This is a genomic window from Streptomyces sp. NPDC047117, assembly GCF_040643545.1.
GTDB lineage: Bacteria > Actinomycetota > Actinomycetes > Streptomycetales > Streptomycetaceae > Streptomyces.
The window spans coordinates 151,334-163,773 of sequence record NZ_JBEYUN010000008.1; the positions used below are offsets into that span (position 1 = coordinate 151,334).

Below are 12,440 nucleotides of genomic sequence, written 5' to 3' on the forward strand. Positions count from 1 at the left end.
TCACGGTATCGGCCAGTGGATCAAGGAAAGGTGAGGGCTGCGGGCTCACGCTCCCCTGTGCCCACCGATGCCGCCCCACGCGGGGCGCCGCGGGTCGTCGGCCCGTACGACCACGTCGGCCACCTCCCGGGGCGCGACCTCCGCCTCGTACCGTTCGAACGCCGGCAGCGTCCACCGCTCGCTCTCCTCCGTACGCCGCTTCAGCGCGCCCTCGGACAGCCCCAGATGCACGGTCAGGTCGAACGGGAACCACTGTCCGAGCAGCAGCGGGCCGTGCAGCAGCAGGACGCCGCCGGGCGGCAGCCGGACGTACGGGCTGCGCGTCGCCCGGTCGCGCTCGGGGTCCCACAGGTCCGGGAGGACCCGGCCGCTGCCCCCGGGCTCCAGCGGGTTGAACACCTCCCGCCAGAGCGCCTGCCGGTCGAACCACTCGTCGTAGTACGCGTCCGGATCGTGCCGCCCGTACTCCAGCCGCAGCGACGCCGGCCGCAGGAACCCATGGGCGCTGTTCGTCTGCACGGACCGGCCGCGCAGCCGCAGCGCGTCGGCGAGCCGCCCGGCCAGCTCACCGGGGCGCGCCGCCGGGGCCGCGTCGATGCCCACGCGCAGCCACGGGCTGCCGTCGTGCGCCGTCCTGCCCGCCGCCTCTTCCGCGAGCGCTTCGGTCAGCCGTTCCCATGTGATCGCTTCCAGCCGCACCCGGCCATTCTGCAGGAGCGGCCGGCCGGGAGGGCATGTCGTTGACCTCCCGCCCCGCTTAGTTGATCATGACATGGGAGTCTCTCCGGCCGCACGGACAGCCGGCCGGGGGGCTCCCGCCCCCCTTCGCTCCCTCTCCCGTCCCCCTCCACACCTTCACTCCGGCGCGTTCTCCAGCAGCCGCCGGGCCACGGCGAGCGGATCGGCGGGCTTCCGGAGCGGTGTCCGGCTGCGATGGGTCGGCGCGCGTTCGACGACGGTCGTCCCGGTCTCGGCTTCGAGGGCCGGGGCGTACCCGGCCGCCCGCAGCGCCTCCAGCGTGGGGCCGGGCTCCCGCGCACTGACCAGCACGGTCGGCGCGATGGCCCGCAGCCCCAGGTCACGCAGCTCCCGGTGGGCGGTCAGCTCCGCCACGAGGGCGGTGTCGTCGGAACGGATGCAGCAGCCGGCGCGTACGACCCGTACGCGCCCGTGCGTGCGCGCCGTGTCCTTGATCAGGTACGTGAGCGGGTGCGGCAGCGGCCCCGTGGCGGACACCGCGGTGAGCTCCTCGATCAGCGCGTCCGCCGTGCGGCCCGCGTCCAGTGCCCGCCGGACGGACGCGCCGCTGAACCGCCACGCGGTGGCGCTGTCCTCGGACTCGCGGTCGGCGGCGAGCGCGAGCAGCCCGGACAGCGCGGTGGAGGGCGGGCCGGGCACGACGGCCGTCAGGTCCCCCTGGAAGAGGGCCTGTTCGAGCGGGGGCGGAAGCAGCGACCGCAGGGCCGCGCGCAGCGGGCCCGGGTCGACGTCCGTCTCCGTACGCAGCAGGGCCCGGCCGAGGGGGGTGAGCGTCCCGTACGCGACGAGCCCGAGGAAGGCGGCCTCGTCGAGGGTGTGGGCTGCGCGTTCCAGGATCAGCGGCTCGTCGGCGACGGCCAGCGGGCGGTGCCAGGCCGTGACGGCGACCAGCGGCCGCAGCGCCTCCAGCGACGGGGCGTCCGGAGCCGGGATCGGCACGCCGGGCTCACCCTCGGCGGCGCAGGTGGCGAGTGCGGCGAGCAGTCCGTGGCGCAGGGCGGGCGCCCGGCGGTCGTCGCCGCGCTCCAGAGCCGTCGGGGTCTCCCCGAACGGCGTCCATGTCGCGATCGCCCAGTGCCCGGTCCACGCGGTGAGGACGGGCAGCAGCCGCTCGCCGGGCGGCAGCGCGAGCCAGTCGTCGTAACCGCCGGTGGGAAGCGCCACGGTCCCGGTGGGCGTCCTGGTCAGCGCGAGCAGATCGGCCGCGAGCAGCAGGTCGAGGAGGAGCCGGGTGCGCGGCTCGGAGGTGCCGGCCGCCTTCGCCAACCGCTTGATCTCCCGTACGGCGGGCCCGCCCGACTTCCGCAGTGCCGCCGGCTGCACGGCCAGCGCCGCGAGCAGCCGCTCCGCCGCCGCGGCAAGCCCGGCAGCCGCCGCCTGCGACTCCCCGGTCAACGCGCGCTCCTCCACCGGCGCAAGACGCGCATTCGCGCTCCTGCCCGAGCCCGACTCCGCCCCCGCGCCCGTGCTCTCGGCGGCCTCCGCTCCCCGGCCACCCCCCGTGCAAGCAGTCGCTCCGTCGTAGGGCGCAGCCTCGAACACACCCACCTCATGTCCGCCGATCAACTGCGCCGTACGCGGCGGCACCACGACCCTGCCGTCCTCCGTCGGCGCGGCGAGCGCCACCTCGTACAGCCCCTCCAACGCCGCCCCGATGGCCTCCCGGTCCGCGTCGCTCCCGTGCCCGGCCGCCGCCAGCGCCGCGTACACGTCCGCCACCGGCACCGGCTCCGCCGCGAGGTCCGGAAAGGCCAGGCGGTGCGCCATGAGGGACTGGTAGCCGGCCCCCGGCTCGGGCGCGGCCGGCCCGTGCGCGTCCTGCCGGGCCCGCTCCTGACTGAGCCGCGCGGTCACGGCCAGCACGTGCAGCCCCGGCTTGTCGAGCCCGAGCACCACTTGGTGGAGCGTCTCGTACGACCACAGAGCGGCGGCCAGCTCCCGGAGCCGCCCCGCAGCCGGCCGACGCGACAGCGGCTCGGCATGCCGGGCAAGAAGCACGGCAAGCCCCTCGGGCGTCCGCCGCGCCAGGGCACTGGTGAGTGTGTCTAGGCCTTCCACGGAGCGACCTTAACGGGCACCGACGGGGGGCCCGGAAATCCGGGCCGGTCAGTGCACGCGGCGCGGGGCTCCGGCCCCTAGGGCTGCCGGGCGACCACCGTCATGGGGACATGGTCGGGGTGGACCATCGCGGACGTGGCCTTGCGGGGGGTGTGCCCCGGAACCGGGCTCAGCGTGTAGCGCTGAAGGATGGTGGCGATGGCGATGGTGGCCTCCGTCCAGCTGAAGCTGTCGCCTATGCACATCCGGTTCCCCTGCCCGAAGGGGAAGAAGGCCTCGCGCGGGATGTCGTCGCGCACCCACCGGCCGGGGTCGAACGTGTCGGGGTCGGCGTACAGCTCCGGGTGCCGGTGCACGGCGTACAGAGAGAACGCGACCTCGGCGTCCGCGGGGATGCGGTAGACGTCCTCGGTGCCGTCGGGGCGGGTGTCCCGCAGTTCGACCGGCTCGGTGGTCCGGCGCATCAGCAGCGTGACGCCGTACAGGCGGATCACCTCGTCCAGCACCCGCCGGACGGCGGTCAGCCGGGGGACGTGCTCGATGGTCACCGGCCCGTCGCCGACCACCGCGTCGACCTCGGCCAGCAGTTCCTTCTCCACCTCCGGGTGCTGCCCCAGTTCGTGAAAGGTCCAGCTCAGCGTGGACGCGGTGGTCTCGGTTCCGGCGAAGAGGATCGTGACGAGCTCGTCGCGCACCTCCGCGTCCGTCAGGGCCTGGCCGGTGTCCGCATCGCGCGCGGCCAGCAGGACCGACAGCAGATCGGGCTGGTCGGCGTCGGTGGTACGACGGGTGTCGGCGATCACCTGGTCGATCACCTCGCGCATGGCGCGCGCCGCCGCGTCGAACTCCCGGTTGGGCCGGATCGGCAGCCGGTCCAGGAAGGCCGGTGAGGCGGCCCTGAGCAGCATGTTCTTCAGGATGACCGGAAGGTTCGCGCGTACCGCCTCCACGGCCGGCCGGCCGAGATCGGCGGAGAACATCACCTCGGCCAGGGTGCGGATCGTGAACTCGCCCATGACCTGTTCCAGGGCGAGCTGTTGCCCCGGTGCCCAGGAGTCGACCAACGCGCGCGCTCGGTCGCTCATCACCTCCGCGTACCCCGCGATCCGGGTGCGGTGGAACGCGGGCTGCATCAGGCGCCGATGGCTGCGGTGGACCTCACCGCTCGCCGTGGCCAGCCCCTTGCCCACCAGCGGCTCCACACGGGTGTACAGCCGTCCCTTGACGGTCTTGGAGGCGTGCGTGGTGAGCAGGGAACGGATCAGGCGGGCGCTGGTGGGGACGTAGACGGGCATGGTGCCCAGGCTGATGCGGACGACCGGGCCGGTCCGCGGCAGTGCCTGGAGGAACGGCAGTGGCCCACGGGCGAGACGCAGGGCATGCCCGAGCAGGGGCAGGCCGCCGGGGGCGCGGGGGATGTCGCGTACGACGGTCACGGGGAGCCTTTCGTCAGGCAGACGTCACGGGCAGGGACAACACGGGGCGGGCGACGACCGGCAGCGGTCGCCGCGCGGTAGGTCATGTGAGGTCAATGCCTGGAGGGCCCGGGTCCCACCTCCGGTGGCCGTCGGACGTCCGGTGGCCCGGGGCGCACGTCCGGTGGGCGGGGCCACGGTTGAGCGGTTCGTCCCGGTCGCCGCGGTCGTCGGTGAGGCTCGGGGTGCCGACCGGTGGGGCTGTGAGCGGACTTGGGGCTGTGAGCGGACTCATGGAGCGGGCCCTCCTGTTGCGGTTCGGTCACTCCCCCGGGGCGCTCCGCATGCACCCAGCGTGATCAACTGGATGGCATGGTATGCGCCACTCCGTAGCGATCAATACGACTGATCTCACGCTTGCGAACCGCCGGAGCTGGGCAGGCCGGTCCGTAAGAAAATGGCGCTGACCGGCGCTTTTCCTCCCAATCAGTACGGCCCGCACCCACGGACGAGTCCGGGAGGTACGGGCCGACGCGCGAACGATGGCTGAGTGGTGACCGTCGGACGAGGGGATCGTCAGACGGTGCTGGCCCACACATCGGACGAGGGGGTGGGGGCGGGAGCGGAGGCGCCGTGGGTGACCGGGCAGCCGCCCGCCGCACCCGGGCCGGCACCCGTCCTGCGGGCGGCCCCTCGCGTGGAGCCCAGCGCCACCCGCGGGCGAGCCTGGAACTCGACCGGCAGCCGGCTCAGCCGCTTGGAAAGCAGCACGTGGTGCCAGTCGAGGTCCGCCTGCGGCACCGCCAGCCGCAGGTCGGGCAGCAGGGCCATCAGGGTGTCGATGCCGGTGTCGGCGATGGCCCGCCCCAGGTCGTCCCCCGGGCAACGGTGCGGCCCGGCGCTGAACGCCAGGTGAGAGCGGTTGCCGTGCACCGGGACGGACAGGTCCGGCCGGATCTCGGGGTCGACGTTGGCGGCGCCGGGGCACAGCAGCAGCATGTCGCCCCCCTCGATGCGCCAGCCGCCCAGCTGGCTGTCGCCGGTCGCCCAGCGGCCGGGGACGGTGGACAGGGGCGGCTCGTCCCACAGCACGCCGTCCAGCGCGTCGGGCAGCGTCATCTGACCGCCCGCCAGGTGCGCACGGAAGCGGCCGTCGGTCAGCACCCGCTCCAGCGTGTTCGCGATCAGGTTCGCCGTGGTCTCGTTCGCGGCGATCAGCGTCAGCCGCAGGTGGCTGAGGAGCTCCGAGTCCTGGAGCCGCGACTCGTGTGCGATCAGCCGGCTGGCGAAGTCCCGCCCGGGACGGGCCTTCTTGGTCGCGATCAGTCGTATCAGCGTCTGCTTGATCAGCTCGTTGGAGGCGACCGCCGTGTCACTGCCCCGGATCAGGTCGCGGGCGGCGTCGGCGAGCCGCGGTCCCTCCGCCTCGTCCAGACCGAGCAGCCGCGTCATCACGAGCATGGGCAGCCGCTCCGCGTACTCGCTGATCAGGTCCGCGTGCCCCCGCTCGATGACCAGGTTGACCAACTGCTCGGTGTAGCGCTTCACGTAGCGGCGGATGCCTGCCCGGTTCTCCGCCGCCAGGCCCGCGACGATCGCCGCACGCGTGCGCTCGTGCTCCTCGCCGTCGCTGAAGACGACGCTGGGCTCCCACTCGACCATCGGCCGCAGCGGCCAGTCGGCCGGCACCTGGCCCGAGCGCAGGAGGTTCCACCGCCGCGAGTCACGGCTGAAGCGGGACGGGGTACGCGCCACGTCCAGGTTCGCGCGATGGCCGAGCACGAGCCACACCGGCAGATCCCCGGGCAGCATGACCGGCGACACCTGGCCGTCCCGGGCGCGGAGCCGCGCGAACAGTTCCTGGGGGCGGGCGGCCTCGGGGCCGTACAGGCGGGGCAGTCCGTCCGTGCCGTCCACGGCGGGCCGGCCGGTGTAGGAGCGCAGGCTGAACGTTGCGCGGGCGTGCTGGGGGATGGTCACGGTCACTCCGGAGAGGTCAGAAGCTGGGGGCGGAAAGGGCGCCGACACGGCGTCTGAGGGCTTGTGTGAGAACCGGATGGGCCCGGCGGGTCGCTACCGGCCGGAGTCAGCTCCACAGCCCGCGCCCCTCCCCAGGTGACACCGATATGAGCCGCCGGACACGAACGGCGCACGCATGATCCATTGCGTCAGGCTAACAGCCCCTGCTTACCCGCCCGTTCACTCGCTCGACCGGGGCTGCGCGGTGACCGTCGGGCGGAGGCTGCGCGGTGGTCGCTGGGCGGGTGGCTGCCGGGTCGGGGTCGCGCCGGTGATCGCCGGGGCGGTGCCCGGCCTGTGGTCGCTGAATCGGCAACCGTCCGATGGCCGTTGGGCGGGGGCTCGCCCGGGCGGCCGTCGGGTCGGCGCCGCGCCGGTAATCATCGGGGCGACGCTCGGCCGGTGGCCGCCCGGTGGCCATTGCTGAGGCCGCGTCAAGTGCAGCGGGTGGGCGGACGGTCCCGTGGGGAGCGGCCAGCGGGCGGCGGGCAGTCGCCCTATTCCGTCGCCAGCAGCGGGGTGAGGGCGCCCACCGGGTCGGCGTCGGCGCGCCCGGTGGGCCACCAGTCCTCCGTCCCGGGGTCGGATTCGTACGGGTACCAGCGACCGTCGCGGCCGAAGCGGAGCTGTATGCCGCGGTCGGTGTCGGTCAGGTGGTTGTGCCGGGGCCGCAGCGAGGGAAGGTCCGCTGCCGACAAGGCGCTGCGGGCGCGGTCGAAGTCACCGGCGGGCGGTTCCCATGTCGACTCCAGGAGGTCGAGGCCTTCGGGGCCGCCCTGCCGCCAGGCGGCCACGGCCCGCGCGACCTCGTTCACCGGCCGGCCGGTGGCCTCGGCGACGCCGCGGTAGATCTCCCGCGTGCTGGCGGTCAGCCCGGAGGTGGGGTGCGCCCCCGCGACCAGCCGGATCGCGTCCTCCCAGAGAGTACGGGCGGGGAACGGCGTGAGTCCGCCCTCCCGAGAGGCGGTACCACTCTGCCTCGGCGCGGCGACGGCAGCCTGCGCGGCGGCCAGGCAGGCGCGGGCCCGGGCGGCGGCGTCGGCGGCCAGCAGTTCGACGGCAGCCGGGTCGATGGCGGGGTCGTCGGCCGTCGGCAGCACCGGCGGCCGACCGGTGTGCTCCGGTACGGACAACGGGGGCGGTAGCGGCGGAAGTTCCCGTGCGTGCAACGCGGCACGAGCCGGGACCGCGGGAAGCGTCGCGCGGGCCGCTCGTTCGGTGTCGGCGCTGTGCGTGGCATTGCGCCGCGACAGCTCGTCGAGCAGTTCACGCTCGCCACGTCCGCGCATGAGGAGCAGCACGAACGGGTCGGCGTCCAGCAAGCGCGCGGCCTGGAAGCACAGGGCCGCGGCATGCTTGCAGGGATGCCCGCGGTCGGGGCACGAACAGCGCGGTACGAGGTCCCCGGGGCCCGGCAGCAACCGGACGCCCGCCTCGTCCTCGCGCTCGGCCAGTGCGCGCGGCAGCGTCCTGCCCAGCAGCGCCGCGAGGTGAGCGGGCCGCGTGGCAACGTCGTCGAGGAAGGCTTCCCACACGGCGTCCGGGAAGGGCCGCAGGCGGAGTTCGGCCCGGTAGGGGTAGGGCCGGCTGCCCGTCACGGGCGCGGAGATACGCCCGGGGGCCACGGTGATCCGGCCCACGTGCCCGCCGCTCGCGTAGTCCCGTCCCCGTGCGAGCCGCGCCGTGTCGAGCGCCGTGCTCTCCAGTGCGTCGAGCCACGCCCGGCCCCACCAGGTCTCGGCGAACTCCTCACCATCCGCACCGCCGACCGCCACCGCGGGAAACACCCGGGCCCGCCCCGCAACCCGCCCCGCCGCCGCGGCTTCCTCCTCCGCGGCACTCGCAGCGCCTCGTTCGCCTTCGTCCTTGCCTTTGCCTCTGCCTTCGACTTCGCCTCCCAGGGCGTCCCCCACGCGCCGGAGGCCCTGTTGCGCGGGCTTCGGAGCCGGTGGTGACGCCCGCCGCGTGGACTTCGAGGTTTCCTCGAAGCGGCTCACCTCGGAACGGCTCGCCTCTTTACGCAGCGCGTCGAGGTGCCCTTTCGCGTTCGCCTCGGCGGGGCGGCTTCCCTTCGTACTGCGGGTGTCCCCCGTACCGAAGGACTGCTGCTCCTGCTCCGCTGTGCCGGGCCGCCTGTCCTCGGGAGGTTTCGCACCGGCAAGGTCCGCTCCGGCGCTCGTCTCATAGCCCCGGCCCTCATCGCCACGGTCCTCGTAGCCACGGGCTTCATGGCCACGGCCGCCATCGGTACGTTTCCTGGCCTGCCCAGGGCGGGCCACCGCTTGGCGGGCTCGTTCCGCGGCTGCGCTCCGGCGCACGGCCTTCTGCTCCGCGCCGTTCTCGGCAGCCTCCGCGTCCTGCTGCGGCTCCCGGGCCGGTGGCCGGGAGGCTTCTTCCCGGGCGCGCCTCGCTTCGGGAGCCGCCCGCTTCAGCGCCTGCCGGGCTTCCTCCGCTGCACGGCTCCGCCCCGTACCCGCTTCGCCGCTGGTTCCAGCCGACGACAGCCCGGCGCCCGTCTCGCCCACGGCGTTCGGACCCGCTTCCCCGGTCTCGTGAGCAGGGCTGTTCCGCGGCCCCTCCCCCGTACGCCGCACCGCCCGTCGCGCGCGCTCGGCCGCCTCGCTCCGCCGCCCGGCCCCGGGCACCCGCCCACTGCCGCTCTCCCCGGCCGCGTCGGCCACCTTGGCCGCGCCGGCCACGTCGGCGGGGTCGACCAGGTCGCTCTGCTGCGTACGGTCGTCCCCCGCGGGCGGCTCACCCGTACCGCGACCAGCGCCGTCCTCTTCGCGCGCGGCACCGCACGCTTCGAAGGCAGCGTCATCGTCCGGTCCTGGCCGCTCCTCGGCCTCCCGGGCACGGATCGCCTCCGCCGCGGCCTCACGCGCCCGCGCCATGGCCCGCCCGCGCTCCAGCTCCCGGCGAACCCTCTCCAGCCCCTCGCCCATGGCGGCCGACGCCGACTCCTCTTCGTGCGCATCGCGCTGCCCGTGCACGTCGTACTGCGCGTCCTCGCCGTGCTGCCCTTGCTCGTCGCGTTCATGACCGGTCATGCCGTCCTCCTCAGCGTGACGAGGTCGGCGAGCTCCGCGTCGGTGAGTTCGGTCAGTGCCGCCTCGCCTCCGGTGAGCACGGCCTCGGCCAAGGAACGCTTAGCTGTCAGCAGTTCGGCGATCCGATCCTCCACCGTGCCCTCCGTGACCAGCCGGTGCACCTGGACGGGCTGCGTCTGCCCGATCCGGTAAGCGCGGTCGGTCGCCTGCTCCTCCACGGCCGGGTTCCACCAGCGGTCGTAATGGATCACATGGCCGGCCCGAGTGAGGTTCAGGCCCGTGCCCGCCGCCTTCAACGACAGCAGGAAGACCGGCACTTCCCCGGCCTGGAAGCGGTCGACCATGACCTCTCGCTGGGCAACCGGCGTGCCACCGTGCAGCAGCTGCGTGGGTACGCCACGGGCGCCGAGGTGCTCTTCGAGAAGGCGCGCCATCTCCACGTACTGCGTGAAGATCAGCACCGAACCGTCCTCCGCGAGGATGGTGTCCAGCAGTTCGTCGAGCAGTTCGAGCTTTCCGGAGCGCGCGGTGAGGCCCGGAGCCGTCTCCTTCAGGTACTGCGCAGGGTGGTTGCAGATCTGCTTGAGCACGGTGAGCAGCCGCATCACCAGCCCGCGCCGCGCCATGCCGTCCGCCGCCTCGATGCGCGCGAGCGTCTCGCGAACCGCCGCTTCGTACAGCGCCACCTGCTCGCGACCGAGTGGCACCGGATGGTCGGTCTCCGTCTTGGGCGGCAGTTCGGGGGCGATGCCGGGGTCGGATTTCTTCCGCCGGAGGATGAAGGGCCGGACGAGCCGGGCGAGGCGTTCCGCGGCCCCCGGCACCTCACCGCCTTCGATGTCGCGGGCGTGCAGTGCCCGGAAGGTCTTGAGCGGCCCGAGCAGCCCCGGGGTGGTCCAGTCGAGCAGCGCCCACAGCTCGGAGAGGTTGTTCTCCACAGGTGTGCCGGTGAGGGCCACCCGTGCGGGCGCCTTGATCGTCCGCAGTGCCTTGGCCGTGGACGACTGCGGGTTCTTCACGTGCTGCGCCTCGTCGGCGACGACCAGCCCCCAGGAACACTCGGCCAGCCTCTTCGCGCTGCTGCGCATCGTGCCGTACGTGGTGAGGACGAAGCCGCCCTTCCGCAGGTCCGCCAGGCTGCGGCCCGTCCCGTGGAAACGCCGTACGGGCACGCCGGGCGCGAACCGTTCGATCTCCCGCTGCCAGTTCCCGAGCAGCGAGGCCGGGCAGACCACAAGGGTCGGGTCGGGGTGGTCACGGTGAAGGTGCAGGGCGATGGTGGTGACGGTCTTGCCCAGCCCCATGTCGTCGGCGAGACAGCCGCCGAGCCCGAGGGCGGTCATGCGGTCCAGCCACGCCAGGCCACGGAGCTGGTAGTCCCGGAGGGTGGCCTGGAGCCCGGCGGGCTTCTCCAGGGGCGCGACGTCTGCGGTGAGGCGCGTGCGCAGGCCGGCGAGCACTCCGAGCGGTACGACCTCGACGCGTTCCCCGTCGACATCGGTCTCGCCGGCGAGCGTCACGGCGAGCGCTTCGGTCGGATCGAGGTACCCCAGCTCGCGCTTACGGGCCTTGCGTACGAGTGCGGGATCCACCAGCACCCACTGGTCGCGCAGCCGTACGAGAGGACGGTGCGCCTCGGCGAGTACGTTCATCTCCGCGTCGCTCAAGGGGACCCCGCCGAGGGCCATCTGCCATTCGAAGTTCAGCAGCCGCTCGGCATCGAAGAACCCGAACCCGTCGGCCGCCGACCCCGGCGACGGCCGTAGGACAGCGCTCGCGGTCAGCCCCCGGGCCAGCTCCTTCGGCCAGTGAACGGCGACGCCCGCGGCCTTGAGGCGCGGCGCGGCGTCCCCCAGCAGTTCGTACAGCTCTTCTTCGTCGAGTGACAGCACATCGGGCACGTCACGGTCGAGCAGCCGACCGAGCGGGGCCCAGACACGAGCCGCCCGACGCAGGGCGAGCAGCGTGTCCACCTGCGCACGCGGCCCGAACCCGTCGGGCGCCTCCCCTTCCCACAGCTGCCGGGCGTCGGCGACCAGCGTCGGATCGGTGAGGTGGCTGACCTGCAGCACCGCAGCCGCGGCCCCGGCCCTGCCGCTTGTCTCCGCCGTTTCTCCCGCTACTGCCCCCGCTTCCCATGCCTCCGGACTCTGCCGCGCCTGCGACGTCTCCGGTGTTTCTGCCTCCTCCGACATGTCGAACAGCTCGTGCGCTGCCAGATCCAGGCGCAGCGAGATCCGCACGCCGCTGTCCACACCCGCCGCGACCTCCGCGGCCCAGTCCCGTGCTCCGGGCAGCCGCTGCGGCTCCGCCGCGGCGAAGGGGGCACCTGCCACGTCCACCGCTGCCGGCGTGCGCGGCAGGGCGTCGACGACGGCATCGATGAAGGCACGGACCAGTGCGTTCGGTGCGTGCAGTTGGAGGGGCTTGCTGTCCGGCACGGGGACGGCGTACGCCTCCACAGGCATGGCGGCGGCGATCGCCCGCACCTGCGCGGCGTCCTCGGCGTCCAGGGGGCCGGCTCGCCAGGCGTCCACATCACCGGCGGTGAGTCCCGGGAGCATCCGGCCGCGCGCCGCGAGGTGCAGCGCGTGCAGGGCCGCGGCGCCCCAGCAGGCGGAAGCGGGATGCGCCGCCGGGTCGTGACGTGCCTGAACGAGCAGTGGCAGAGCTTCGGCAACGGTCAGCCGCAGCGCGGGAACCGTACGGCTACGGACGGAGTTGCCGTGCCGCCGCACGACCTTCAGGTCCGTCGCTTCCGCCGCGTCGGCGGGCTCGGGCAGCGGCAGACCGTCCGGACTCCAGAAAGCGATCTCCCCGGCCCTCGGCGGCTCGTCGGGCAGGAACACAGCGGCGTACCGAGCCGCATCTGACGACACCACGACCGAGGCGGACGACACAGATGACGCGGATGACGCGGATGACGCGAATGACGCGGCGTCGGTGGACCGGGGCTCCCCGGCCTCGTCCCGCGCGCTCATATCCCAGCGTCTTGCCATGCCGTTCCGTTCGTGTCGTGCTCCGACTCGTGAGTCTACGGTCGCCTCCATTTGATCCCCCCTTGCCTCCGCCGGGCGACTGCGGCGGCGATGCCACGACCCAGCGTGAAATTCATGGAAGCAGATGGCACTGACAATGC

General features: G+C 73.6%; 6 protein-coding genes. All 6 read right to left on the bottom strand.

Annotated features, from left to right (window positions below; genetic code table 11):
* Positions 1–45: 45 nt before the first annotated feature.
* On the bottom strand, positions 46–699 hold the full coding sequence (locus ABZ840_RS17490; protein ID WP_361560337.1) for a uridine kinase: 654 nt from the start codon (positions 697–699) through the stop codon (positions 46–48).
* Between the two features lie 156 nt (positions 700–855).
* Entirely contained in the window at positions 856–2,817 is a 1,962-nt protein-coding gene (locus tag ABZ840_RS17495; RefSeq protein ID WP_361560340.1) for a helicase-associated domain-containing protein, read from the bottom strand.
* A gap of 77 nt (positions 2,818–2,894) precedes the next feature.
* A complete protein-coding gene (locus ABZ840_RS17500) occupies positions 2,895–4,253 on the bottom strand; it encodes a cytochrome P450 (RefSeq protein ID WP_361560343.1) in 1,359 nt (452 codons plus the stop codon).
* Between the two features lie 555 nt (positions 4,254–4,808).
* Positions 4,809–6,212, bottom strand: a complete 1,404-nt coding sequence (locus tag ABZ840_RS17505; RefSeq protein WP_361560346.1) for a cytochrome P450 — start codon at positions 6,210–6,212, stop codon at positions 4,809–4,811.
* A gap of 536 nt (positions 6,213–6,748) precedes the next feature.
* Positions 6,749–9,301: an SWIM zinc finger family protein gene (locus ABZ840_RS17510; protein ID WP_361560349.1), complete on the bottom strand. Its 2,553-nt coding sequence runs from the start codon at positions 9,299–9,301 to the stop codon at positions 6,749–6,751.
* Positions 9,298–12,300, bottom strand: a complete 3,003-nt coding sequence (locus ABZ840_RS17515; RefSeq protein WP_361560352.1) for a DEAD/DEAH box helicase — start codon at positions 12,298–12,300, stop codon at positions 9,298–9,300. Before ABZ840_RS17515 ends, ABZ840_RS17510 begins: the two co-directional genes overlap by 4 nt.
* Positions 12,301–12,440: the final 140 nt, after the last annotated feature.

What these genes read in the sequence shown, in the direction of transcription:
- ABZ840_RS17510 (WP_361560349.1), bottom strand. Translation starts at nt 9,301, where the DNA reads ATGACCGGTCATGAACGCGACGAGCAAGGGCAGCACGGCGAGGACGCG.
- ABZ840_RS17515 (WP_361560352.1), bottom strand. Translation starts at nt 12,300, where the DNA reads ATGGCAAGACGCTGGGATATGAGCGCGCGGGACGAGGCCGGGGAGCCC.